The organism is Ketogulonicigenium robustum, assembly GCF_002117445.1.
GTDB lineage: Bacteria > Pseudomonadota > Alphaproteobacteria > Rhodobacterales > Rhodobacteraceae > Ketogulonicigenium > Ketogulonicigenium robustum.
Window position 1 is genome coordinate 2,252,410 of record NZ_CP019937.1, and the last position, 23,302, is coordinate 2,275,711.

Annotated in this window: 24 protein-coding genes and 1 tRNA gene; 10 read left to right on the plus strand and 15 right to left on the minus strand. The window is 62.7% G+C overall.

The features are described from left to right. Positions 1–6: 6 nt before the first annotated feature. Positions 7–522, plus strand: a complete 516-nt coding sequence (locus tag BVG79_RS11240; RefSeq protein ID WP_085786978.1) for a pyridoxamine 5'-phosphate oxidase family protein — start codon at positions 7–9, stop codon at positions 520–522. A 9-nt stretch (positions 523–531) separates the two neighbouring features. On the opposite strand, the gene BVG79_RS11245 is transcribed toward BVG79_RS11240, so the two are convergent. From BVG79_RS11245 to BVG79_RS11260, 4 genes are read right to left on the minus strand one after another with little or no spacing between them, the layout of a single operon-like run. After that, entirely contained in the window at positions 532–1,365 is an 834-nt protein-coding gene (locus tag BVG79_RS11245) for a metal ABC transporter permease (RefSeq protein ID WP_085786979.1), read from the minus strand. Beyond that, positions 1,365–2,228 (minus strand): metal ABC transporter permease, encoded by an 864-nt coding sequence (locus BVG79_RS11250; protein WP_085786980.1) that lies wholly within the window; start codon positions 2,226–2,228, stop codon positions 1,365–1,367. Before BVG79_RS11250 ends, BVG79_RS11245 begins: the two co-directional genes overlap by 1 nt. Next, entirely contained in the window at positions 2,225–3,130 is a 906-nt protein-coding gene (locus tag BVG79_RS11255) for a manganese/iron ABC transporter ATP-binding protein (protein ID WP_085786981.1), read from the minus strand. The genes BVG79_RS11250 and BVG79_RS11255 overlap by 4 nt, the downstream gene beginning before the upstream one ends. A gap of 59 nt (positions 3,131–3,189) precedes the next feature. Then, the gene (locus BVG79_RS11260) at positions 3,190–4,107 is read right to left on the minus strand and encodes a metal ABC transporter substrate-binding protein (RefSeq protein ID WP_085786982.1); all 918 of its coding nucleotides are present in this window, start codon (positions 4,105–4,107) and stop codon (positions 3,190–3,192) included. A 253-nt stretch (positions 4,108–4,360) separates the two neighbouring features. Between BVG79_RS11260 and BVG79_RS11265 the strand changes: the two genes are divergently transcribed. Further along, a complete protein-coding gene (locus tag BVG79_RS11265) occupies positions 4,361–6,097 on the plus strand; it encodes a pyrroloquinoline quinone-dependent dehydrogenase (RefSeq protein WP_085786983.1) in 1,737 nt (578 codons plus the stop codon). Between the two features lie 82 nt (positions 6,098–6,179). Here the strand turns inward: BVG79_RS11265 and ugpC are convergent, their stop codons facing one another. The 11 genes from ugpC to BVG79_RS11320 all read right to left on the minus strand — a co-directional run bounded on the left by ugpC (position 6,180) and on the right by BVG79_RS11320 (position 17,462). After that, a complete protein-coding gene (gene ugpC, locus BVG79_RS11270) occupies positions 6,180–7,223 on the minus strand; it encodes a sn-glycerol-3-phosphate ABC transporter ATP-binding protein UgpC (RefSeq protein ID WP_085786984.1) in 1,044 nt (347 codons plus the stop codon). Between the two features lies 1 nt (position 7,224). Further along, the gene (ugpE, locus tag BVG79_RS11275; protein ID WP_085786985.1) at positions 7,225–8,073 is read right to left on the minus strand and encodes a sn-glycerol-3-phosphate ABC transporter permease UgpE; all 849 of its coding nucleotides are present in this window, start codon (positions 8,071–8,073) and stop codon (positions 7,225–7,227) included. A gap of 10 nt (positions 8,074–8,083) precedes the next feature. Next, positions 8,084–8,968, minus strand: a complete 885-nt coding sequence (gene ugpA, locus BVG79_RS11280; RefSeq protein WP_085786986.1) for a sn-glycerol-3-phosphate ABC transporter permease UgpA — start codon at positions 8,966–8,968, stop codon at positions 8,084–8,086. 63 nt (positions 8,969–9,031) lie between these two features. Continuing rightward, the gene (ugpB, locus tag BVG79_RS11285) at positions 9,032–10,354 is read right to left on the minus strand and encodes a sn-glycerol-3-phosphate ABC transporter substrate-binding protein UgpB (RefSeq protein WP_085786987.1); all 1,323 of its coding nucleotides are present in this window, start codon (positions 10,352–10,354) and stop codon (positions 9,032–9,034) included. 109 nt (positions 10,355–10,463) lie between these two features. Then, positions 10,464–11,234 carry a glycerophosphodiester phosphodiesterase family protein gene (locus BVG79_RS11290; RefSeq protein ID WP_085786988.1) on the minus strand — a complete coding sequence of 257 codons (771 nt, stop codon included), beginning with the start codon at positions 11,232–11,234 and terminating at the stop codon, positions 10,464–10,466. A gap of 162 nt (positions 11,235–11,396) precedes the next feature. Further along, the gene (locus BVG79_RS11295) at positions 11,397–12,947 is read right to left on the minus strand and encodes a TerC family protein (RefSeq protein ID WP_085786989.1); all 1,551 of its coding nucleotides are present in this window, start codon (positions 12,945–12,947) and stop codon (positions 11,397–11,399) included. A gap of 332 nt (positions 12,948–13,279) precedes the next feature. Then, entirely contained in the window at positions 13,280–13,795 is a 516-nt protein-coding gene (locus tag BVG79_RS11300) for a GNAT family N-acetyltransferase (protein ID WP_085786990.1), read from the minus strand. A gap of 98 nt (positions 13,796–13,893) precedes the next feature. Further along, positions 13,894–13,969: transfer RNA gene (locus tag BVG79_RS11305), tRNA-Thr, on the minus strand. Positions 13,970–14,010: 41 nt separating this feature from the next. Further along, positions 14,011–15,555 carry a heme biosynthesis protein HemY gene (locus BVG79_RS11310; RefSeq protein WP_085786991.1) on the minus strand — a complete coding sequence of 515 codons (1,545 nt, stop codon included), beginning with the start codon at positions 15,553–15,555 and terminating at the stop codon, positions 14,011–14,013. A gap of 14 nt (positions 15,556–15,569) precedes the next feature. After that, entirely contained in the window at positions 15,570–16,688 is a 1,119-nt protein-coding gene (locus BVG79_RS11315) for a COG4223 family protein (protein ID WP_085786992.1), read from the minus strand. Between the two features lie 78 nt (positions 16,689–16,766). Continuing rightward, complete coding sequence (locus BVG79_RS11320) at positions 16,767–17,462, minus strand: uroporphyrinogen-III synthase (protein ID WP_085786993.1); 696 nt, start codon at positions 17,460–17,462, stop codon at positions 16,767–16,769. Positions 17,463–17,547: 85 nt separating this feature from the next. Here BVG79_RS11320 and tsaD point away from each other — a divergent pair, with 85 nt between their 5' ends. From tsaD to BVG79_RS11360, 8 genes are all read left to right on the plus strand, one after another. After that, positions 17,548–18,642: a tRNA (adenosine(37)-N6)-threonylcarbamoyltransferase complex transferase subunit TsaD gene (tsaD, locus tag BVG79_RS11325; RefSeq protein WP_085786994.1), complete on the plus strand. Its 1,095-nt coding sequence runs from the start codon at positions 17,548–17,550 to the stop codon at positions 18,640–18,642. Next, complete coding sequence (locus BVG79_RS11330) at positions 18,639–19,607, plus strand: NAD(P)H-dependent glycerol-3-phosphate dehydrogenase (protein ID WP_085786995.1); 969 nt, start codon at positions 18,639–18,641, stop codon at positions 19,605–19,607. Before tsaD ends, BVG79_RS11330 begins: the two co-directional genes overlap by 4 nt. After that, the gene (locus tag BVG79_RS11335; protein WP_085786996.1) at positions 19,608–19,877 is read left to right on the plus strand and encodes a YciI family protein; all 270 of its coding nucleotides are present in this window, start codon (positions 19,608–19,610) and stop codon (positions 19,875–19,877) included. Then, on the plus strand, positions 19,877–20,317 hold the full coding sequence (locus BVG79_RS11340) for an EVE domain-containing protein (protein ID WP_085786997.1): 441 nt from the start codon (positions 19,877–19,879) through the stop codon (positions 20,315–20,317). The genes BVG79_RS11335 and BVG79_RS11340 overlap by 1 nt, the downstream gene beginning before the upstream one ends. A gap of 274 nt (positions 20,318–20,591) precedes the next feature. After that, positions 20,592–21,203, plus strand: coding sequence for a ribonuclease D (locus BVG79_RS11345; protein ID WP_085786998.1), 612 nt, complete (start codon positions 20,592–20,594; stop codon positions 21,201–21,203). Positions 21,204–21,207: 4 nt separating this feature from the next. Then, positions 21,208–22,173: a KpsF/GutQ family sugar-phosphate isomerase gene (locus BVG79_RS11350; protein WP_085786999.1), complete on the plus strand. Its 966-nt coding sequence runs from the start codon at positions 21,208–21,210 to the stop codon at positions 22,171–22,173. Between the two features lie 4 nt (positions 22,174–22,177). Then, entirely contained in the window at positions 22,178–22,804 is a 627-nt protein-coding gene (lptC, locus tag BVG79_RS11355) for an LPS export ABC transporter periplasmic protein LptC (protein ID WP_085787000.1), read from the plus strand. Further along, the gene (locus BVG79_RS11360; RefSeq protein WP_085787001.1) at positions 22,801–23,301 is read left to right on the plus strand and encodes an LptA/OstA family protein; all 501 of its coding nucleotides are present in this window, start codon (positions 22,801–22,803) and stop codon (positions 23,299–23,301) included. The genes lptC and BVG79_RS11360 overlap by 4 nt, the downstream gene beginning before the upstream one ends. Position 23,302 lies beyond the last annotated feature (1 nt).

The following is a 23,302-nucleotide window of genomic DNA, read 5'->3' on the forward strand; positions in this document are numbered from 1 at the left end:
GCAGCCATGCAAGACGACGCGATCACCCCCCGCCCCGCCGAAATCGACCCCGAGGCCGGAACGCCGTTTGATGCGGTGGCCTGCGCGCAGGACCTGCTGTTCAACACGCCCGCCGCTGCCCTATCGACGCTGGATCCGGGCGGCTACCCCTATGGCACTGTCACCAATCTGGCGGTGATGCCCGACGGCACGCCGATCTTTTTTGCCGCGGGGCTGGCCCTGCATGCGCGCAACATTGCGGTCGACAACCGGATCTCGTTGGTGATGGCCCCCTTTGGCGTGCCCGACCTGCTGACCAAGCCGCGCCTGACGCTGGTCGGCCGCGCAATCGCCATCTCGAAGGGCGAGGACGAGGCCGAGCGCGCCGTTTATCTGGCGCGCTTTACCAAGGCCAAGCTGTACCTGCAGCTGCCCGATGCGATCATGTACAGGATGGATGTGGAAAGCCTGCAGTTGAACGGGGGCCCCACGCGCAACGCCAGCGCCTTGACCCCCGCAATTTTGCGCCAGCCGCGCCCCTGAAACGGGGCGCTACAGCGTCGCCGCGGTTTTGCGGTTCAGGTAGGTTTTCCGCAGGAACGCCGCCAAGAACAGCGTAATCAACACCAGCACAACCGTCGGCGCGGGCGCGCTATCGAGGAAAAAGCTGAGGTAGACGCCGCCCAGCATCGCGAACAGGCACACGGCCACAGCCACGGCCATCATCCGGCCAAAGCTGCGCGTGACCAGAAACGCGATGGCACCCGGCGCGATCAGCAATGCCACGGCCAAGATCAGGCCAGTCGCGCTCAGCGTCGCGACGATGGTCAGCGACAGGATCGTCAGCAGCCCATAGTGCAACAGCTTGACCGGCAGCCCCGAGGTGCGCGCCTGCACGGGGTCGAACGCATGCAGCAGCAGGTCTTTCCATTTCAACAGCAGCGCGCCCACCACGAACAGGGCGATCAGCCCCGCCGTCCACAGGTCATCCGGCCCGACGCCCAGCGGATCGCCGAACAGGATGTGGTCCAAGTGAACATCCGAGGTGATCGAGGTGTAAAGCACGATCCCCAGTCCGAACATTCCCGAAAAGACCACCCCCATGACAGTGTCTTGTTTGACGCGGCTATTGTCGGCCAGATAGCCCGTCGCGACAGCCGTAAACATACCGGCAGCAAAGGCCCCGATAATCAGCGGCAGGCCCAGCATATAGGCCAGCACGATTCCCGGCAGTACGGCGTGGCTGACCGCATCGCCCATCAGCGCCCAGCCCTTCAGCACCAAAAAGCAAGACAGCAGCGCCGTCGGCACCGCGACGATGGCCGAAATCAGAAAGGCGTTTTGCATAAAGCCGAATTGAAACGGCATCAGCAGGGTATCAAGCATCACAACGCCTCCTCTTGGCGCAGGGCCGCGCGGGCTTTGGCGCGGGCGGCCAGCAGGCCGTGTTTGGGCGCAAAGACGAAGGCCGCCAAGAAGACTAGCGTTTGCAGGCAGACAATGATGCCGCCGGTCGCCCCATCCAGAAAATAGCTGAAATAAGCGCCCAGAAAGCTGGTCACGGTGCCGATCAGAACCGACAGCAGGATCAGACGCGGGAAGCGGTCGCTAAGCAGATACGCCGTCGCGCCCGGTGTCACCACCATGGCGATCACTAAGAACGCGCCGACCGTCTGCATCGCAGCCACCACGCAGGCCGCCAGCAACACAAAGAAAACCGCCTTCAGCAGCCGCGGGCGCAGCCCGATGGATCGCGCGTGGCTTTCGTCAAAGAACACCACCATCAGATCTTTCCACTTCGCCAGCAAAATCGCCAGCGAGACAAAGCCGATGATCGCCAGTTGCAGCGTATCTTGCGGCGAGATGGCAAGGATATTGCCCATCGTGATCGTCTGCACCGAAATCGCCATCGGGTTCAGAGACACCATGAACAGTCCAAGGCCAAAGAACGATGTGAAGATCAGCCCGATGACCACGTCGATTTTCAGCCCCGACCGATCCGACAGGAATAGCATCGCCCCCGCCGCCATGCCGCCCGCCAGAAACGCCCCCAGCGCAAACGGCAGGCCCAGCATATAAGCCCCCGCCACGCCCGGCACGACCGCGTGCGACAGCGCATCGCCGATCAGCGACCAGCCCTTTAGCATCAGATATGTCGACAAAAACGCGCAAACGGCCCCGACCAAAGCCGAGACCCACATGGCATTCATCATGTAGGAATAGGTGAAAGGCTCTAGCAGGACACTCATTGCTCGCCCCCTTGGGGTGTGCGTGTATGGGTGCGGTCGCCGTATTGCACCAGCGGGCGTTCGTCGTCGGTAAAGATGCTGACATGGCGCCCATCGTCATCGTCGTGCAGCGCATCGCCGCCCAAGGTGAAATGGCGCAGAACGCCGCCAAAGGCCGCTTCCAGATTTTCGCGGGTAAAGGTCGTCTCGGTCGGACCATAGCCCAACACGGTGCCTTTGACCAAAACCACGCGGTCGCAGAATTCGGGCACCGATCCCAGATTATGGGTCGACACCAGCATCACGCGCCCCTCGTCTCGCAGCTCGCGCAGCAGGGCGATGATCTGTTCCTCGGTCTTCACATCGACGCCGGTAAAGGGTTCATCCAGCAAAATCACGCGGCCGTCTTGCGCTAGGGCGCGCGCCAGAAAGACGCGCTTTTTCTGCCCGCCCGACAGCTCGCCAATCTGGCGCTTGCGGAAGTCCTGCATGTTGACGCGGCTCAGCGCAGCTTCGACCGCATCGTGATCGGCTTTGGACGGGTGGCGGAAAAAGCCCATGTGCCCATAGCGCCCCATCATTACCACGTCTTCGACCAGAACGGGGAAGGACCAATCGACATCCTCGGACTGGGGGACATAGGCGACAAGGTTCTGCTTCAGCGCCTCTTTCACGCTCAGGCCCAGCAGGTGGATGTCGCCCTTGGCCAAAGGCACGAAACCCATGATTGCCTTGAACAGCGTCGACTTACCCGCCCCGTTCACCCCCACCAGCGCCGTCACCGTGCCGCGCGGGATCTGGAAACTGGCGTTGCGTAAGGCGGTATGCCCGTTGCGATACGTGACCGTCACACCGCTGGCCGTAATGCCGCCCCCCGGGTCCGACTGCTGCGCATCGAGGGGGGTCGGGTAGATCTGGCTCATCGCTAACTCTCTGCCGGAGGGGTCGGTCGCCCTGATTGTGTTGACAGCCAACTGCCGCGTTATTGCGCCGCGCCCGTCAGCCCGTTGACGACAGTTTCCGAGGTGACGCGCAGCAAATCAAGGTAGCTGGGCACGGGGCCATCGGGTTCGGACAGGCTATCGACATAAAGGACACCGCCGTAATGCGCGCCCGTTTCGCGCGCGACCTGCTGGGCGGGGGTGGTGTTAACGGTGCTTTCGCAGAACACGACCGGAATGTGGTGTTCGCGCACACCATCAATTACCGCACGTACCTGTTGGGGGGTGCCCATCTGGTCAGCGTTGATCGGCCACAGGTACAATTCGTGCATGCCGAAATCGCGCGCAAGATAGCTGAAGGCCCCCTCGCAGGTGACCAGCCAGCGCTCGTCCTCGGGAATTGCGGCGACCTCGTCTCGCAGGGGTTGTAGCGTGTCGCGCAACTGCTGCGCATAGGCTGCAGCATTTGCGGCATAGGTCGCCGCGTTATCGGGATCTTGCGCGACAAAGGCCTTTTCGATGTTATCAATATAGATCAGCGCGTTGTCCAAGCTCATCCACGCATGGGGGTTGGGTTTACCCTGATATTCCCCGCCAGAGATCGACATCGGCTCGATCCCATCCGTCAGCACGGCGGACGGAACATCGCCCATGTTTTGCAGGAATTGCGCGAACCATACCTCGAGGTTGAAGCCGTTCCACAAGATCAAATCGGCGCCCTGTGCGGCCACCAGATCGCGGGGGGTCGGGGAATAGCTGTGGATGTCGACACCGGGCTTGATCAGTGACACGACATCCGCCGCATCCCCCGCAACATTCGACGCCATGTCGGCCAAGATGGTGAATGTCGTGACAACCTTCATACGGCCGTCCGCGCCTTGGGCAGCCGCCTGCTGCGCCCAAACTGCCAGAAGTGCAGCAGCAGCCACCGCCGTACCGCGCCCGAATAGAACTAACATCACTAACCTCTTTCATTACCTTGCGTCCGCCACCATAGTTGCGAGTCGTTCTCAACTCAAGCAAAAATGCGAACAATTCGCAACTACGCGGAACCGCCCTAGTCACCAACTGAATGACTCGCATTTTCGTGATTTTGCACTTGAACTCGTGCGCGAAATGTCACAGCGTCAGATTGTCGCATCTTTGCGACTGCGCGGACGGAAACTCTCGGGAGGAGCAGGCCGTCCGCGCAGAACCATCTGGAGGACAGAGATGAAATCGAATTCGTTGCTTCTGGCAAGCGTTGCTGCCGTTGCATTCTTTGCTGTGCCCGCATTTGCCGATGTGACGCCCGTCACCGACGAGCTGCTAGCAAACCCGCCCGCCGGCGAATGGATCAGCTATGGCCGCAACCAAGAAAACTACCGCCACTCGCCGCTGAACCAAATCACCCCCGACAACGTCGGCCAGCTGCAGCTGGTCTGGGCGCGCGGGATGAACCCCGGCGTCGTGCAGGTGACCCCGCTGATCCACGACGGCGTGATGTACCTGGCGAACCCAGGCGACATCATTCAAGCGATTGACGCCAAAACCGGTGACCTGATCTGGGAACACCGCCGCCAACTGCCCGAGACCTCGACGCTCAGCTCGCTGGGGGATCGCAAGCGCGGCATCGCGCTTTATGGCACCAATGTCTACTTCGTCTCGTGGGACAACCACATGGTCGCGCTGGATGCTGCCAGCGGGCAAGTCGTCTTCGACGTCGACCGCGGCCAAGGCGACGAGCGGGTCTCGAACTCGTCCGGCCCCATTGTGGCCAACGGCGTGATCGTGGCCGGTTCGACCTGCCAATACTCGCCCTTCGGCTGTTTTGTGTCGGGCCATGATGCAAGCACGGGCGAAGAACTGTGGCGCAACTACTTCATCCCGCAAGCAGGTGAAGAGGGTGACGAAACCTGGGGCAATGATTACGAAGCCCGCTGGATGACCGGCGTCTGGGGCCAGATCACCTATGACCCCACTACTAATTTGGTATTCTACGGATCGTCGGCCGTAGGCCCGGCATCCGAGGTTCAGCGCGGCACCCCGGGCGGCACGCTTTACGGCACCAACACCCGCTTTGCCGTTCGTCCCGACACGGGCGAAGTCGTCTGGCGTCACCAAACCCTGCCCCGCGACAACTGGGACCAAGAGTGCACGTTCGAAATGATGGTCGCCAATGTTGACGTGCAGCCCGCTGCCGACATGGACGGCGTGCAAGCCATCAACCCCAATGCCGCCACTGGCGAGCGTCGCGTTCTGACCGGCGTTCCGTGCAAAACCGGTACCATGTGGCAGTTCGACGCTGAAACGGGCGAATTCCTGTGGGCGCGCGACACCAACTACCAAAACATGATCAGTTCGATCGACGAAACCGGTCTGGTCACGGTGAATGAAGATATCATCCTAAAAGATCTGGACACCGACTACCGCATTTGCCCGACATTCTTGGGTGGACGCGACTGGCCGTCGGCATCCTTGAACCCCGATAGCGGCATCTACTTCATTCCCCTGAACAACGCCTGTGCGGATTTGGCGGCAGTCGATCAAGAGTTCACGGCAATGGACGTCTACAACACCAGCGCGACTTACCTGCTTGCGCCGGAAAAAGAAAACATGGGCCGCATCGACGCGATCGACATCAGCACGGGCAAAACCCTGTGGTCGGTCGAACGTCTGGCGTCGAACTACTCGCCGGTCCTCTCGACGGCTGGCGGCGTGCTGTTCAACGGCGGCAGCGATCGCTACTTCCGTGCCCTCAGCGAGGAAACTGGCGAGACCCTGTGGCAGACCCGTCTGGCGACTGTCGCCAGCGGTCAAGCCATCAGCTACGAACTGGACGGCGTGCAGTATGTTGCCATCGCAGGCGGCGGTAATACCTACGGCACTAACCTGAACAGCAATATCGGCGCGACCATCGATTCGACTTCGATCGGCAACGCCGTCTACGTCTTCGCCCTTCCGCAATAAGGGCGACCCCGCGGGAAACCGCAACCTTGCTGTGTAAACTGGCCTGCAAAGGAAACTTTGCAGGCCATTCTTTTGTAACGGGTCAGTCGATCCGCTTGCCGGTGCCCTCGTGGAAGGCGGTTATCGAAGACCACGGCAGATACAGGTTCAGCATCTGCCCGACCTGCGCTTGCGCTGGGCCGCTGTGGCGGATGATCAGTTCACGATCCAGCCCCGCAACATGCAGGTATGTAAAGCTTTCTGCGCCCACCAGTTCAATCGCATCCACCTGCCCTTGCAGCGTCATCGCGTCGGCGACGGGCGCAAGGCTGACATCTTCGGGGCGAATCCCGACGGTGCCGGCGTGCGGCGACAGGCTGTCCGGCAGTGTCACAATGCGGCGCAGCGCATCGGTCGGGATCAGGTTCATCCCAGGCGCCCCGATAAAGGATGCGACATGCAGCGACGCGGGCTTTGCATATACCTCTAGCGGGGTGCCGACCTGTTCGATCCCCCCGTTCGACATAACAACCAGTCGGTCGGCCATCGTCATCGCCTCTAGCTGGTCATGCGTGACATAGACCGAGGTCGTCCCAAGGCGCCGCTGAAGGCGGCGGATTTCAACGCGCATATGGCCGCGCAGCTTGGCATCGAGGTTCGAGAGCGGCTCGTCGAACAGAAAGACCTTGGGTTGGCGCACGATGGCGCGGCCCATGGCCACACGCTGACGCTGCCCGCCCGACAAAGCCCGCGGCTTGCGGTCGAGGAACTTCTCGATCTCGAGCATCTTGGCCGCCTCGTTCACACGTGCGTCGATTTCGGCGCGCGGGGTGCGGCGGTTTTTCAGCCCGTATTCCAGGTTACCGCGCACCGTCATGTGGGGGTAAAGGGCGTAGTTCTGAAACACCAGCGCGATGTCGCGCTCGGCCGGCTCCAGTTCGTTCACGACCCGCCCGTCGATGCTGATTTCGCCCGAGGACACGGTTTCCAACCCTGCAATCATTCGCAGCAAGGTGGACTTTCCGCACCCCGACGGACCAACCAGAACCACCATTTCACCCGGGGTGATCGACAGGTCGATGCCTTTCATCGCCTCGACGCCACCGGCATAGGTTTTGCGCAAGGCATTGATTTCAATACCAGCCATCTTACTTCTCCGTCTCGACAAGGCCTTTGACGAACAGCCTTTGCATGAAGATTACCACCAATACGGGCGGCAGCATGGCCAGCATCACGCCCGCCATTACGATATTCCATTGGGGTTCGCCGTCGGCGATATCCAGCAACCGCTTGATCCCCATTACAATGGTGTAGAATTTCTCGTTCGTGGTGATCAGCAGCGGCCACAGGTATTGCACCCAGCCAAAGATGAACATGATCACGCACAGCGCGGCGATATTCGTGCGCGACAGCGGCAGCAGAATATCTTTCATGAAGCGCATCGGCCCCGCCCCGTCGACACGCGCGGCTTCGGCCAGCTCGTCCGGCACGGTCAGGAAGAACTGGCGGAACAAGAACGTGGCCGTGGCCGAGGCGATCAGCGGTAGCGTCAGCCCCGCATAGCTGTTCAGCAAACCAAGGCTGGCGACGACTTCGAAGGTGGGGATGATCCGCACCTCGACCGGCAGCATCAGCGTGATGAAAATCGTCCAGAACGCCAACGCACGAAACCGGAAGCGGAAGTAGACAATCGCGAACGCCGACAGGAACGAGATCAGCACCTTGCCCACGGTAATCAGCAACGCGACGATAACCGTAGTTTGCAGCATCTTTGCCAGCGGCGGCATACCTTGCACAGCGGTGCCGCCCGACAAGACCTGACCATAGTTGTTCAGCAGCTGATCCCCCGGCAGCAGGGGTGTAACCCCGCTGAGGAACGTTGACTGCGGGTGAGACGAGGCGACGAAAGCCAGATAGACCGGAAAGGCGACGGCCAGCACGCCCAAGATCAACACAAGGTGCGACAGGACGGTCAGCAGTGGGCGTTTTTCAACCATTTCCAGCCCCTCAATACTGTACGCGCCGCTCGACAAAGCGGAACTGGATGAAGGTCAGCAAAATGACAAATCCCATCAGAATAACGGATTGCGCGGCAGACGCGCCTAGGTTCAGGCCCTTCACCCCATCGACATACAGCTTGTAGACCAGCGTCGTGGTTTCGGCGTTGGGGCCCCCGCCCGTCGCGCCGTCGATGGTGCCGAACGTATCGAACAGCACGTAGTTCATGTTGATGATCAGCAGGAAGAACGTGGTCGGCGACAGCAGCGGGAAAACGATCGTCCAAAACCGGCGAACGGGCCCTGCGCCGTCAATGGCGGCGGCCTCGGTCAGCGATTGAGGAATGCTTTGCAGCCCGGCCAGGAAGAAAAGGAAGTTGTAAGACACCTGCTTCCACGTCGCGGCCAGAATGACCATGATCATGGCCTGCGTGCCGTCGATGCGGTGGTTCCAAGTGATGCCTACCGTTTTCAGCGCGGCCGGCAGAATGCCCAGCGTCGGGTTGAACATGAACCACCACAGCGCCCCCGCAACCACGGGCGCGACCGCATAGGGCCAAACCAGCAGCGTCGAATACAGCCGGTTCGCACGGATCACGCGGTTCACCGCCACCGCCAAGCCCAGCGAGATGAAAATAGCCAACACCGTCACGCCACCCGCGAAAACCGCTGTGCGGCTGATCGCCTTCAGGTACGACGGGTCGTGCAGAATGCGGGTGTAGTTGTCGAACCAGACGAAGGTCGACGACAGGCCGAACGGGTCTTGGCGCAAAAACGAAAACCAGACGGCTTGCGCCGCCGGCCAGATGAAGAAAACCAGTGTGATGGCCAGTTGCGGAAACAGCAGCAGCCACGGCAGCAGCTTTCCGGGGAATATGGCGCGTTTCGATTGCATGAAGACAGTCCGGAATGGGAAAGGCGGGGCAAATCACTCTGCCCCGCCGATGCGATCAAGAGATCAGCGGTTGGCCGCTTCGAAATCGCGCAGGATCTGGTTGCCTTGGGCGACCGCATCGTTCAGCGATTGCTCGGCCGTTTTGGCGCCCGACAGGTTGGCCTCCAACTCTTGGTCGAAGATCGCGCGGATCTGGGTGAAGTTCCCAAAGCGCAAACCGCGCGAGTTGGACGTCGGCTCGTTCAGGGTCAGCTGGCGGATCGAGGTATCGGCACCGGGGTTCGCCTCGTAGTAGCCTTGCTCTTGGCTCAGCTCGTACGCGGCTTGGGTGATCGGCAGGTAGCCGGTCGATTGGTGCCAGTCGGCCTGCACTTCGGGCGACGACAGGTAGGTCAGGAATTCGGCCGCGCCTTTGTATTCGGCTTCATCATGCCCGCGCAGCACCCACAGGGTCGCGCCACCGATGATCGAGTTTTGCGGCGCGCCTTCGACATCACCGTAGTAGGGCTGGAAGCCGTAACCGACCTCGAAGTCCTTGGCGTTTGCCATGATCCCCGCACGCGAGGCCGACGAGCCGATGAACATCGCACAGGTCTGTGCGTAGAACGACGGCGCAGCTTCGGGGGCACCGGCAGGGCCGCCGTAGTTGAAGACGCCTTCGTCTTGCCACTTCTTCAGGTCTTCCCAGAAGCGCACTTGCAGCGGGCCGTTCAACTGCAGTTCGGTCCCCAGACCGCCAAAGCCGTTTTCCAGCGTCGCGATGGGCTGATTGTGCCAAGCCGAGAAGTTCTCGGTTCCGACCCAAGTGGCCGCATAGGACAGCGCGATGCCGCAGCTGGCCGCATCCGACGAGATGATTTGGCGCGAGAACGCCTCCATCTCTTCCCAAGTGCGGGGGGGCTGGTTGGGGTCAAGGCCGGCTTTTTCGAACACGGTCTTGTTGTAATACAGGATCGGCGTCGAGGAGTTGAACGGCATCGACAGCATGTTGCCGTCGGTGTCGCTGTAATAGCCAACCACAGCCGAAAGATAGCTGCTGGGGTCAAACGCCTGATCGGTATCGGCCATCAGCTGGTAGACAGGGTAGACGGCGCCTTTGGCAGCCATCATCGTGCCGGTGCCGACCTCGTAAACCTGCACCAGAACGGGTTGTTCATTGGCGCGGAACGCAGCAATCGTGCCAACCAGCGATTCCTCGTAAGTGCCGCGGTAGACGGGCACGACGGTGTATTCGTCTTGGCTGGCGTTGAAATCGGCGACGATGCTTTCCAGCTTGGCGCCAAGTTCGCCTGCCATAGAATGCCACCAAGTGACTTCGGTCTGGGCTGCGGCGCCGGTCGCCAGAAGGGCAAAGGCCGCGCCTGTGGCCAGAAGGGTCTTTTTCATCCTGAACTCCCGTATGGATGATCCGCGCCGGTTATCCGGCATGGCGGCTGCGTAGAAAGCGGATGTGGCGATCAGATGGCGCGCGCGTGAAGGTTTCGTGACAAGCTTGTCATTGCGCCCCCGGCAGCCCCAGCGCGATATCGGGGCGGTCGGTGTGGACATAGGCCACGCCCCTGTCGATCCACGCGGCCAGATCGGTGGGGGTGTTGGGCGTCCAGACGGTGATGCGGTCGGGCGCGCGCCGCGCGGCGACGGCATCGAAACGCGGGGCCAGATAATCGGCATGAAACGCGGCGTAATCGACCCATGTGTCTATTTTGGTCAGCAGCGCATCAAGCCCGCCATAGGTTTCGGCATTGCCTTTGTAGATGCACAACATACGCGGGTATTCGGGGGCGATTTCGTGCAGTTCGCTAAGTACAGTCAGATCGAACGTCAGCAGGCAAACCCGCTGCGCAGGCACGGCGCGGGCCCGCAAGATCGCAACCACCTTCGCCGCAAGGCCCGGATAGGGGTGATGCGCGGCGTCCGATTTGATCTCGATGAAAAAGATCGCGCTGGGATGCGCCAGAACGACATCCAGCGCCTCGTCCAGCAGGGGCAGATGGTTCTGCGTCACCGTGCCATCGGGCCCGCGCAGTGCGATGGCGGCGCGCGCTTCGGGTGTCACGGCGGTCACGGGGCCGGTGCCGGTTGTCGTGCGCTCCAGCGTCGCGTCGTGGATCACCACCACTTCGCCAGCATCGGTCAGGTGGACGTCACATTCCACACCCGACACGCCCCGCCCATCGACGGAAATCTGCAGAACCTCGCGAAAGCCTTCCAGCGCGTTTTCCGCCCACAGGTCGCGCGCACCGCGATGGCCCATGATCTTTGTCATAACATCAACATCCGCAAAAGCGGCGCGTTCGTGCGCCGCCGCAGCCCGATGCGCCTCTTTTGTAATAGGACTATTACAGAAACGTATCAGTTTGATGTTGTCGCCCGCGCAGCAAAAAGGGGGCCGTAGCCCCCTTCGCGTAATGCCAGCGCGGTGGTCGTTTTAGGCGACCTGCTTGCGGATCCGCAATTTGTCGATAGCGTGGCCCTGCATAGCCACCACGTCAAAGACCAACCCGTCGACGACAACTTCCTCGCCCTCGACAGGCATGCGGCGCAGGTGGCGCAGCAGATATCCCGCCAAGGTGGAGTAGCGCTCGGCGTCATCCTCCAGATCCACCTCGAGCAGTTGCGACGCGCGGCGGATGTCAACCCAACCATCCAGCAGCCAGCTGCCATCCTCGCCCTGCACTTCGGTCGCGGGGGCCTCGTTCTCGCTGGGGAAGTCACCTGCGATCGCCTCCAGCACGTCCGTCGGGGTCGCAATCCCCTCGAGCGAGCCGAACTCGTCCACGATAACCGCCAGTTGCACCGGCGCTTGGCGCAGCTGTTCCATCAGGCGCAGCACGCTGACGCTTTCGTGCACGACCAGCACTTCGCGGACGGAACGGTCCATATTAATCACACCATCGGTCAGCAAGTCGCGCATCAGATCGCGCGTCAGCGCGATGCCGATGAAGTCATCCAGCGCGCCGCGGGCCACCAGAAAACGCGAATGGCCCTGCTGCAAGATTTGGGCGCGGATCTCGGCTTCGGATGCGTTCAGGTCGATCCAGTCGACTTCGCTGCGCGGTGTCATGACGGACGTGGCAGGCCGGTACGACAGGCTGAGAACGCCTTGGATCATCTCTTTTTCTTCGCGCGCGAACAGCGACTGCGCGGCGGCCTGATCGGCGATGACATCAGCCGTGCCCCCCAGCGCATCGCCCTTGCCGCCGCCCAGCAGGCGCAGCACGGCCGCGGCCGTTTTGTCACGCAAGTCGCCCGAGGTGATGAACCGTTCGCGGTTGCGGCGGGCGATCTGGTTCAGCGCCTCGATCCCGACCGAGAAACCGATCGCGGCATAGAGGTAGCCCTTGGGCACATGAAAGCCGAACCCTTCGGTGATCAGCGAAAAACCGATCATCATCAGGAAGCCAAGGCAAAGGATCACCACCGTCGGGTGCTTGTTCACGAACGCCATCAACGGCTTGGACATGATCAGCATGACACCCATCGCGACAACGACGGCGATGTACATGATCGACAGATGCTGCACCATGCCGACCGCCGTGATCACACTATCCAGCGAGAAGACGGCGTCCAGCACGACGATTTGCAACAGAACCTGCCAGAACGCGGCGTGGACGGGGTTTTGCGCCTTGGGCGCATGGTGACCTTCCAACCGCTCGTGCAGTTCGGTCGTGCCTTTGAACAGCAGGAATAGGCCGCCGAAGATCAAAATCAGATCGCGACCGCTGAACCCGTGCCCGAAAATGGAAAAGAGTTGCGCCTGCAGCGTCACGATCCACGCGATCGAGGCCAGCAGAATGAAACGCATGATCAGCGCCAGCGACAGGCCGATGATTCGCGCCTTGTCGCGCTGATGGGGGGGCAGCTTTTCGGCCAGCACGGCGATGAACACGAGGTTGTCAACCCCGAGGACAATCTCGAGCACGATCAGCGTGGCCAGCCCGGCCCATGCGGCGGGGTCGGACATCCATTCAAAGAACACCGGTCAGGTCTCCGTCATAATAGGGAAATGGCAAAGCGACGGTGCAAATACCAACGGCCCTGCCACCCCGTAAGGTGCAAGGCTGAGCGTATGTGCGAGCGTATCTTTGCGTGGAAAACTGGCGGCCCTGCGGCCGCCTACATCGGTCTGGTGGGGCGGGTTCGCCCTCGGCATCGTTCAAAACAGCTACAGCCGGTGCGCAAGTTGCGCCCGGTTTTTGGCCGGTACCGGTCAAATGGCTTTTGTACAACGAACTCCCCAGGGCCCGAATGGGCCTCGATATGTATATGATGGGGTATCAATGCACCCCATACAAGGCTTGATTTTGCCGCTTACGCCAAATCAGCGGCAAAATTCGGGTGAAAGCGCACCATGTGGGTGGTGTGCTGATAGCGACCACCAAAGAAAAGGTCGAAGCGCGACTCGCCCTCTACCTCAAAGCCGAACCGCCGATAAAGCGCGATGGCGCGTGCATTGTTTGACGCTACATCCAGTTGCATGCGGGTAATATTGTACCAGTTGTCTGCCAGATTTAGCATTTCGCCCATCAAGGCGGCACCGGCCCCCTGACCCTGATGGTCTGGGTGGACCGCGATACCGAAACTCGCCACATGCTTGCGACGAGGCGCGCTGTTGGTCAGCAAGCCCAGATGGCCAACCACCCCCGCACCGCTCACCGCAACCAACTCGGCCCCGTTCGGGTCGCGCGTGCGATAAAAACCGGGCCAAAAGACGTCGGGGCGATGCGGCAACTGGCTTGTCAGCGCTACAACGGACTCAAATGCGTATATGGCCGCAATCTGGGCTGCATCCGATTCGCGTGCAGCACGTATAGTAATTTCCGCCATACCAATCCCGACCAATAGCGTAACGCGCGCAATTGGCGACAGATGTTACATGTACGGGCTGAGGTGTCTAACCCAATCCTTCCGCGTCTGGAAAGAAGTGGTGCCGCTGAAGGGACTCGAACCCCCGACCCCATCATTACGAATGACGTGCTCTACCAGCTGAGCTACAGCGGCGACGCGCGGCAGATAGCATTCTGAATCGTCAGTGGAAAGCCCTAATTTGCACGCGAGGGAGGTGTATCGTCGGCCAACACGACGTCAGGCGGCGGCGGAATATAGACCTCCTCGGGCTTTGCGGCGGCGGGGGCGGTAGTTTTCGACGGATCGATAGGCGCGGGCTGCACATCTTCGACCACAGCTTCCGTTGCGGCAGCAGCCTCGGGCGCGCCGACGATCAGCGGCAGCATGGCCGCACCGCCTGGCATTGCGAAGTCGCTGGCGGGGGGCGTAACCCACGCCAAGGTGTCGAAGCCATGGCACGAATCGCAGACCGGCAACCAATGCGCATGCACCTTACCGCATTGGCCGCAGACCCACTGCGGGCCGCGCGGGGCGGTCAGCGCCTTGGTCAGCCATCCACGCACAACCGATTCGTCCGCGCCCATGCCCCGCTCGACAGCGGCCATCAACGCCAGCGAACGAGACGTCGCATCCGCCCCCTCGACCAGATTGCCCAGCGCGCGGCGCGCGGCGGGGAAGTCGCCGGTGGCAATCAGCAGCTCGGCCCGCAGCATTTTGGTTTCCGGGTGATCGGTGCGCAGGTTGGTCAGCGTCTCGAAACGCGCAAGGCGGGCGTCAGGCCGCTCGTCAGGAGCGATTTCGGCGAAGGCTTCGGCGATATCGGGGTGCGGCTGCGCCTCCCATGCTTTGCGCAGAACACGGGTCGCATAGCGGGTGTTGCCTTCGTTGATATAGCTGCGCGCGGCCATGACAGCCGCGGGCACCAGATCGGGCGACAGGCGGTTCGCCTCGATCGCACGCTCACGCGCGTCGATGGGAACCTGATCGTCGAAGACGGCCTGCGCCTCGGACAGGGCCAGCACCGCATCACGGCGGCGGTAAACATCGCGTGGCAGAACCCCGCGGCGGGCCTTTTCACCCAAGGTCGCGCGCGCGCCGGCCCAGTCACTGCTTTCAGCCTGCAGGCGCAACAAAATGTCCTGCACCTCGACGTTTTCGGGGCGTGCCTTGAAGGCGGCTTCGGCCAATTTCAGGGCGGTCACGGAATCGCCCGCCGCCAGCTTCTGCTTCATCAACCCCTGCAGGGCGACAAAACGGGTGCGGTCGCTCTCAAGCAGTTCTTTATAGGTTTGCTCGGCCAGATCGGTCTCGCCCGCGCGCTCGGCCGTGTGAGCCATCAGAACGTGGGTGATGTCGGGCGCGCCAAGGTATTTGTCAGCCACTTTCGCGCGCGAGAGCGCCTCTTTCGGCTCGCCTGCGGCGAGGGCCAGAACGCTGTCCGACAGCGCCTTCATCCCCTTGCGTTCACGACCACGGCTGAAGAAACGCGAGACCGCCGTGTCATCGCCATTGATGAACCGCAACACAGCCAGCAACAACCCCAGCAGGCGAAAGACGGCCCAAGCAGCCATCATCAAAATGGCGATGGCGATCACACCTTCCAGCGGGCGCAGGGTGAATTCGACCCCGCCCAGCGTCACCAGCGCCCCACCGGGCATTTCGGCCAGCCATACGGCGCCGAACGTGACAGCTGTGACGACAGCGACAAAAAGCAGGATTTTCAACAAAGACCAGATCATCACATTCCCCGCCGTTACTGCGCTGTGCCCAGCGCGACGATTGCAGCCTCGGCCGAAAGGCGCGCCTCGGCCCGCGCCAGCCACGGCGCCATTTCGGCCTGTGCGGCGCCGGTCAGGGCGCCAACCTCGCGCACGGCGGTGGCCAGATCGCCCGCCATAACGGCAGCCCCCGCGCGCGACAGGACCGCGTCTGCATCATCCCCCTCGCGCGGCGCGACCGAGCGTGGATTGAAGCGGTTTTGTAAGAAGCCCATCAACCCGTTATCCGTGGCGCGATCCGCCACCAGCGCAGCGCGGGCTGCGGGGGTGAAGTCGTCTTGCAGCTGCGCCAACGCCGCAACCCCTCCGGCCGGTATATCGGCCAGTGCGGCAGGTAAGTCGCCGCCTTGCGCCCTCAGGTCCTCAAGCGCGTCTGTAAAGTCGGCTCCGCCGTCCAACGCGGTTTGCAGCCGTGCCTGTAATGCCGTCATCATCTGGGCGCGCGCCTCGGCCGCTGCGGCGTCGGCAGCAGCGACTGCGGTTTCGCTAGCAGCAGCCGCCTCGGCGGTGCGCGACTGCGCAAATTCTTGCAACTGCGCGCCCTGCGCGGCAAGGGCATCACGCAGCGTCGCTAACTCTTGCTCGAGCACGCTTGTATCGGGCCCGCCTACATCGGGGGCCGACTGTGCGGCCGCCTCGCTGGCAAGGGTATCCAATCGCGCGGCCAACGCGGCAAGTTCGTCTTGCAACGGCGCGGTCGCGGCGGCGACCTGCGCATCCAGCATCGACTGGGCCTGACTGGCCTGCGCGGCCACATCTTGCCGCAACGCCTCAAGCCCGGCGGTCGCATCGGGCCGTGCGGCTAGTTCGCCCTCCAGCGCGGCAAGGCGCTGCGTAAGGGGGCTGTGATCCATGCCGTAGCCCATGAAGGCCGCGCCATAGCCCAAACCTGCCGCGACAATTCCGCCCAAGACCACGGGCACGAAGCCCACTTTTTTTACCGGCGCGTCTTCAAGGTCGCGCGGCGTTGCTGGGGCCGATGGCGTCACTTTAGCATCAATATCTTGGCTACCCTCTTGCCCCGTATTTTGGGTCACGTCTTTGCCCGTGACTTTGGGGGCCGCATCGTTTGGCTTGATCTCGGGATCTGGCATGCTTTCCCCCTATGTAGGGCCCGTCATGTATACGGCGCGGGCGACTTCCACAGCATCCTACCTGCACCTGCGCAGGCTTCAACCCGCTTCGCGACAGGCACTTGCGACAAGGCGATGCATCGCCGACCCGTCGGGCACGTCGGCGATCTGCAATCGGACTGCTGGCGGGGCTTTGGCCGCTGCTGCATCGCTGATCGCGATCACCCACAACGGCGCAGCAAACGGCCCCTGCCCCGCAAAAGCTGCGGCTGATCGTGGCGAAAACAGCGGGACGATCACGGGCGATGCACCGCTCAAACAGGCCCTTGCCTGCGTGGTCAGGGGCTGGACGACCTGGTCGTAAACCACCGCTTCGTCGCACACCCGACCCGCCGCCCGCAGTGCACCGGCCACATCAGCGGCCACATGGGCCCCGCGCAGGTGAAGGAAAGGGCCGTCGCCGCCTTCGGCCAAAAGGCGCGGCAACAATCGGGCCGCATCGGGACCCGCCAAAATGGGCCGTGCGCCATGCGCCGCCGCAACATCAGCGGTGCGCTGCCCCACGCACCACGCGGGCAGGCCCGCAGGCAGCGACAAGCGCGCTAGTGCCGCCGCCCCGTTTTCCGATGTCAACACCAGCGCCGCCGGCACCCTTTTGGGAAGTTCAGGCGTTATGGGGGTAATTTGCAGGACGGGGCTGATGATTGCAGCGGTGGCGACCGCTTCGGCAATCAGCCCCGCATGGAACCGACGCGCGGCAGCCTCGGGGCGAGTCAGCAGCAATGTCGCGGCCATCTTATCCTCGCACCGTTGTTTCGCTTGGCGTCAGATGTTACCTGCTGGGCACCGCGGCGCAAGCCGCCCCAAAGGACTTTCTGACATGGACGGCACGCTGACCATTCTTGGCATTGAATCCAGCTGTGATGACACCGCTGCCGCCATCGTGCGCATCGGGCCGGACGGCACGCAGATATTATCGTCGGTCGTCGCGGGGCAAACCGACCTGCATGCCGATTTTGGCGGCGTGGTCCCCGAAATCGCCGCCCGCGCCCATGCCGAGCGGGTGGATATCTGTGTCGAGGACGCGCTGGCGCAAGCCGACATCGCGCTGGCGGGCGTCGACGCAATCGCTGTGACCGCCGGGCCCGGGTTGATCGGCGGCGTGCTGGCTGGCGTGATGTGCGCCAAGGGGCTGGCGCTGGCCACGGGCAAGCCGCTGATCGGCGTCAACCACCTTGCGGGCCACGCCCTGACACCGCGCTTGACCGATGATCTGGCCTTTCCCTACCTTTTGCTGCTGGTGTCGGGCGGGCATTGCCAGTTCTTGCTGGCCGAAGGGCCTGACCGCTTCCGGCGCCTCGGCGGCACGATCGATGACGCCCCCGGCGAGGCATTCGACAAAACGGCCAAGCTGTTGGGCCTGCCGCAACCCGGAGGCCCCGCGGTCGAACGTGCCGCGCGCGACGGTGACCCCCGCCGCTTCCCCCTGCCCCGCCCCCTGCTGGATCGAGCGGGCTGCGATATGTCGTTTTCGGGGCTAAAAACCGCGCTGCTGCGGGCGCGCGACGCTGTGGTTGCCGAAAAGGGTGGCATAACCGTGCAAGACCGCGCCGATCTGTGCGCAGGGTTTCAGGCAGCGGTTGTCGATATTCTGACCGAAAAGTCGCGCCGCGCGTTGGCCGAATACCTGACACTCGCCCCCGCCCAACCGGCCTTTGCGGTCGCAGGCGGTGTTGCGGCGAATGGGCCGATCCGCGCGGCGCTGCAGGGCCTTGCCAAAAGCGCAGGCGCGACATTCCACGCGCCCCCCTTGGCGCTGTGCACCGATAATGCGGCCATGATCGCCTTTGCCGGGGCCGAGGCCCTGCAAGCCGGTCACACCAGCGGGCTGGATCTGGCCGCCCGCCCGCGCTGGCCGCTGGATTCAACCGCAGCCCCCCTATTGGGCGCTGGCAAGAAAGGAGCCAAAGCATGACCATCTGCATCGTCGGGGCCGGAGCCTTTGGCACGGCCTTGGCCGTCACGTTGGCGCGCGCGACGCCAGACCGCATCATCCACCTGTGGGTGCGCGACATCACGGCCGAGACAACCATCAACTGGACCGGCGAAAGCCCGCGCCTGCCCGGCGTGCCGCTGCCCAAAAACGTGCATGTCACATCGCTGACAACCGCCCTGTCCGACGCCGATACGATCCTGCTGGCTACACCCGCACAAGCCCTGCGGCCGTTCTTGGACAAACACGCCAGCCTGCTGGCCGGCCGCCCCCTTGTCGCCTGCGCCAAAGGCATCGACCTGACCACCCTAGAGGGGCCGAGCGCCACCATCGCCGCCATGGTGCCCGATGCGACCCCCGCCATTCTGACCGGCCCCAGCTTTGCCGCCGATATCGCCCGCGGGTTGCCGACGGCGCTGACGCTGGCCTGCGCTGATGATGCGGTGGGCGCGGCGCTGCAAGAACAGCTGTCGACACCGACCCTGCGCCTTTATCGCACGACCGACCTGCGCGGGGCCGAACTGGGCGGCGCGCTGAAAAACGTGATGGCGATTGCATGCGGCGCCACCATCGGGGCAGGTTTCGGCGATTCCGCCCGCGCCGCCCTAATGACGCGCGGCTATGCCGAAATGCAGCGCATGGCCTTGGCACTGGGGGCAGGCCCCGAGACGCTGGCGGGCCTGTCGGGCTTCGGCGATCTGGTGCTGACCTGCACGTCCGATCTGTCGCGCAACTACCGCTTTGGCCTTGCACTTGGCCAAGGGCGCGCGCCAGATAGCGGTGTCACCGTCGAAGGTGTGGCAACTGCCGACGCAGCCCACCGCCTTGCCCAAAAGCTGGGTATCGACATGCCGATCACCGCAGCCGTCGCCCAACTGGCCCGCGGCGAAATCACCCCCGCCGATGCCATGCAAGACCTGTTGGCACGGCCCCTGAAGGAAGAATAAATGCGCTTCGCCATTATCTGCCGCGACAAGGCCGACTCGCTTGAAATCCGCATGAGCAACCGCGAAGCGCATCTGGCGTTTCTGGCCACCGGCCCGGTCGAACAGGCTGGCCCCTTTCTGGACACCGACGGCAAAATGGTCGGCTCGATGCTGATCGTCGATTTCGACACGCTGGCCGATGCGCAAAGCTGGGCCGCCAAAGACCCCTATGCCAATGCGGGTTTGTTCGAAACCGTCTACATCGACCAGTGGAAAAAAGTCATCGGCTGATGGCCTATTGGCTGCTGAAATCCGAACCCGATACGTTCGGCTGGGACCACCAGCTTGCCTTGGGCGCGGGCGGCGGCGCGTGGACGGGTGTGCGCAACTATCAGGCGCGCAACGCGATGCGCGCGATGCAGGTCGGCGATTTGGCGCTGTTCTATCATTCGAACATCGGCAAAGCGGTGGTCGGCATCGTGCGCGTCACCGCGCTATCGGCCCCCGACCCCACCACCGACGACCCCCGCTGGGATTGCGTGACAGTTGCAGCCCTGATGCCACTGCCCCAGCCGGTATCTTTGGCCACTATTAAAGCGACACCCGCCTTGGCAGAAATGGCCCTGGTAAAGGCGCCGCGGCTTTCAGTCCAACCGGTCGATCCGGCGCATTTCGCGCTGATTTGTCGGATGGGCGGGCTGATGCACCCGCCCGTTTCGCAGGGCGGCTGACGCCTGCACGCCCGCAACCAAAACGACGCGCTGGCCCAACTGCACACTGAACCGCATCGTGCGCCGCCGTTGCTGCTGCGCATAGTGTGAAATCGTTGCCCCGTGCCGCACCTGATGCCCCTGCCGCTATCGTTGTTACCGGCGCAGAATCGCGTGACAGGGTTAATATTTCGCAAATGCCTGTGCGGTTGACCGATCACCGACCGATGGCTATCTGCTGTAGCATACCGACACCGCACCCTCGCCGACCCGTCGCGCCAAAATCGGAGCTGAAATGGCCAACTTCCTCTACCAGAACGACCTGCCCGACGGGCTTGACCTTGGCCCCGTCGTCGCCATCGACTGCGAGACGATGGGCCTTAATCCGCACCGCGACCGGCTGTGTCTGGTGCAGATGTCGGGCGGCGACGGCAATGCCCATCTGGTGCAGGTCGCCCCCGGCCAGACCAGCGCCCCCAACCTTGCCCGCATGCTGGAAGACCCGAACGTCTTGAAACTGTTCCACTTTGGCCGGTTCGACATTGCGGCGATGTACAACAGCTTTGGCGCACTGGCCCAGCCGGTTTACTGCACCAAGATCGCATCGAAGATGGTGCGGACGTTTACCGATCGGCACGGGCTGAAATACCTACTGCAAGATCTGGTCGGCGTCGACATTTCGAAACAGCAGCAACAGTCGGACTGGGGCGCCAGCACGCTGACAACCGCGCAAATGGATTATGCGGCATCCGACGTGCTGTACCTGCACCGCCTGCGCGCGCGTCTGGATGAAATGCTGGAACGCGAGGGTCGCACCGCGCTGGCGCAGTCCTGCTTCGACTTCCTGCCCACCCGTGCCCGCCTTGATCTGGAAGGCTGGCCCGATATCGACATTTTTGCGCACTGATCCCATGACCCAATCGAACAGCGATCTTGCCGTCGGCGCCCGCGTTATTCTGGACGAAGCAGCCGGCCTGACCCGACTGGCCGAGGTTTTGGACAGCCGCTTTACCGACGCTGTCGCGATGATGGCCGCGGCCAAGGGGCGGGTGATTTGTTCGGGCATGGGCAAATCAGGCCATATCGCCCGTAAAATCGTGGCGACGCTGGCCTCTACCGGTACACCCGCGCAGTTCATCCACCCCGCCGAGGCCAGCCACGGCGATTTGGGCATGATTACCGCCGATGACGTGCTGCTGATCCTGTCGAATTCGGGCGAGACGCCGGAACTGGCAGACATTATCGCCTATGCGCGGCGCTTTCGTATTCCGCTGATCGGCGTTGCATCGCGCGCCGACAGCACGCTGCTGACGCAGTCGGATGTGGCCATCGTGCTGCCCGCCATGCCCGAAGCGTGCGGCATCGGCGTGGTTCCCACGACATCGACCACCATGACGCTAGCCCTTGGCGATGCGCTGGCCATTGCCTTGATGGAGCGCCGGCATTTCACCGCCGAAAACTTCCGCGCCTTCCACCCCGGCGGCAAGCTGGGCGCACGCCTGTCGAAGGTGCGCGACCTGATGCACGGCGGCGACGCGCTGCCGCTGGTCGCCGCCGATACGCCGATGCCTGACGTGCTGCTGACGATGACCCATAAAGGCTTCGGCGTTGTCGGCGTCACCGATGCCGGAGGTCGCCTGTCCGGCATTATCACCGATGGTGACCTACGCCGCCACATGCGCGGTTTGCTGGATTTGACCGCCACGCAAGTGATGACAGCCAAGCCCAGCACGATTTCGCCCGATGCTTTGGCCGCCGAGGCGCTGGCGCAGATGCAAGACCGCAAAATCACCAGCCTGTTCGTGACGGCGGCAGATAGCGCGCTGCCGGTCGGCCTTATTCATATTCATGACTGCCTGCGCGCGGGGGTAGTCTGACACGATGGCACGGGGCGGCGACGCATATTCCCGCTTCATCGCCCTGCTGACGGTGATCTTGCCGCTGGCGGCACTGGGACTGATGGCGGGGCTGTTCCTGTCCTCGCGCACGCGCGCGCCCGACGCGAACACCTTTGAAAACGCAGCACAAATCGCGGCAGATCCACATGTGGGCGAGCCGAAGGTCACAGGCGTCGCCGCCGACGGGTCGACCGTATCAATCGTGGGCGAGGAAGTGCGCCAGATCGCCAACACCCCCGACGAGGTTCAAATCACCCGCCCTTTCGGCGACATCACGTTGCCCAGCGGCGTGGTGCTGCATGTCTCGGCCGGAAATGGCCTGTTCAACACCACGCAACAAGTCGCTGACCTGAGCGGGTTGGTCTGGGTGGAAAGCGGGGCACAGTGGCGGGTCGAGACATCGGCCCTGACGGTCGATCTGGCCAATGCCATCATGGAAACCAAGGGCGCGCTCGAGGCGCGATCGCCTTTCGGGCGGCTAACCGCCGGCCATATGCGCGCGACATCGACACCCGTGCAACCAAATGGCGAAGGCGGCCTGCAAGTGCTTTTCTCGGACGGGGTTAGGCTGTTATATCAACCCGTACCCATCGAAGGAACCGACGAATGACCCGCCCGCCCTCGGCCCGCCTAGTCGCCCTGCTGATCGGATTTTCGGCCATTGCCTGCGCAGGGCCAATGTTTGCGCAGACCACGATTGCCATGTCGGGCCTGCAAACCGACCCCGCCGCCCCGATCGAGGTGACATCGGATACGCTCAGCGTCAGCCAAAGCGACCAGCGTGCCGTGTTTTCCAGCAATGTTATCATTACGCAGGGCGATCTGCGCATCAGCGCCGAAACAGCCGAGGTCAGCTATGACGGCGCGAGCGGGCAAATCACCGAACTGCAGCTGGAAGGTGGCGTCACCCTGACAACCCCGACCGAGGCCGCCGAATCCGAAACCGCGCAGTATATCATCGGCACATCGCATCTGACGATGATGGGGAACGTGCTGCTAACGCAGGGCGCCATGGTTGTTGCGGGCGACACTATGTTGACCGACCTGCGCGCAGGCACCGCGCAAATGAACGGCAATGTTCGCAGCAGCTTCGCGACTGGGCAGTAAC

Excerpts from the sequence above, each read along its gene's own strand:
- BVG79_RS11250 (WP_085786980.1), bottom strand. The coding sequence starts at position 2,228 with ATGAGTGTCCTGCTAGAGCCTTTCACCTATTCCTACATGATGAATGCC.
- BVG79_RS11350 (WP_085786999.1), top strand. The coding sequence starts at position 21,208 with ATGACCCAATCGAACAGCGATCTTGCCGTCGGCGCCCGCGTTATTCTG.
- BVG79_RS11335 (WP_085786996.1), top strand. The coding sequence starts at position 19,608 with ATGCGCTTCGCCATTATCTGCCGCGACAAGGCCGACTCGCTTGAAATC.
- BVG79_RS11245 (WP_085786979.1), bottom strand. The coding sequence starts at position 1,365 with ATGCTTGATACCCTGCTGATGCCGTTTCAATTCGGCTTTATGCAAAAC.
- BVG79_RS11315 (WP_085786992.1), bottom strand. The coding sequence starts at position 16,688 with ATGCCAGATCCCGAGATCAAGCCAAACGATGCGGCCCCCAAAGTCACG.
- BVG79_RS11255 (WP_085786981.1), bottom strand. The coding sequence starts at position 3,130 with ATGAGCCAGATCTACCCGACCCCCCTCGATGCGCAGCAGTCGGACCCG.
- ugpC (WP_085786984.1), bottom strand. The coding sequence starts at position 7,223 with ATGGCTGGTATTGAAATCAATGCCTTGCGCAAAACCTATGCCGGTGGC.
- ugpB (WP_085786987.1), bottom strand. The coding sequence starts at position 10,354 with ATGAAAAAGACCCTTCTGGCCACAGGCGCGGCCTTTGCCCTTCTGGCG.
- BVG79_RS11240 (WP_085786978.1), top strand. The coding sequence starts at position 7 with ATGCAAGACGACGCGATCACCCCCCGCCCCGCCGAAATCGACCCCGAG.
- lptC (WP_085787000.1), top strand. The coding sequence starts at position 22,178 with ATGGCACGGGGCGGCGACGCATATTCCCGCTTCATCGCCCTGCTGACG.
- ugpA (WP_085786986.1), bottom strand. The coding sequence starts at position 8,968 with ATGCAATCGAAACGCGCCATATTCCCCGGAAAGCTGCTGCCGTGGCTG.
- BVG79_RS11260 (WP_085786982.1), bottom strand. The coding sequence starts at position 4,107 with ATGTTAGTTCTATTCGGGCGCGGTACGGCGGTGGCTGCTGCTGCACTT.
- BVG79_RS11290 (WP_085786988.1), bottom strand. The coding sequence starts at position 11,234 with ATGACAAAGATCATGGGCCATCGCGGTGCGCGCGACCTGTGGGCGGAA.
- BVG79_RS11340 (WP_085786997.1), top strand. The coding sequence starts at position 19,877 with ATGGCCTATTGGCTGCTGAAATCCGAACCCGATACGTTCGGCTGGGAC.
- BVG79_RS11360 (WP_085787001.1), top strand. The coding sequence starts at position 22,801 with ATGACCCGCCCGCCCTCGGCCCGCCTAGTCGCCCTGCTGATCGGATTT.
- BVG79_RS11310 (WP_085786991.1), bottom strand. The coding sequence starts at position 15,555 with ATGATCTGGTCTTTGTTGAAAATCCTGCTTTTTGTCGCTGTCGTCACA.
- BVG79_RS11320 (WP_085786993.1), bottom strand. The coding sequence starts at position 17,462 with ATGGCCGCGACATTGCTGCTGACTCGCCCCGAGGCTGCCGCGCGTCGG.
- BVG79_RS11345 (WP_085786998.1), top strand. The coding sequence starts at position 20,592 with ATGGCCAACTTCCTCTACCAGAACGACCTGCCCGACGGGCTTGACCTT.
- BVG79_RS11300 (WP_085786990.1), bottom strand. The coding sequence starts at position 13,795 with ATGGCGGAAATTACTATACGTGCTGCACGCGAATCGGATGCAGCCCAG.
- BVG79_RS11330 (WP_085786995.1), top strand. The coding sequence starts at position 18,639 with ATGACCATCTGCATCGTCGGGGCCGGAGCCTTTGGCACGGCCTTGGCC.
- BVG79_RS11265 (WP_085786983.1), top strand. The coding sequence starts at position 4,361 with ATGAAATCGAATTCGTTGCTTCTGGCAAGCGTTGCTGCCGTTGCATTC.
- tsaD (WP_085786994.1), top strand. The coding sequence starts at position 17,548 with ATGGACGGCACGCTGACCATTCTTGGCATTGAATCCAGCTGTGATGAC.
- ugpE (WP_085786985.1), bottom strand. The coding sequence starts at position 8,073 with ATGGTTGAAAAACGCCCACTGCTGACCGTCCTGTCGCACCTTGTGTTG.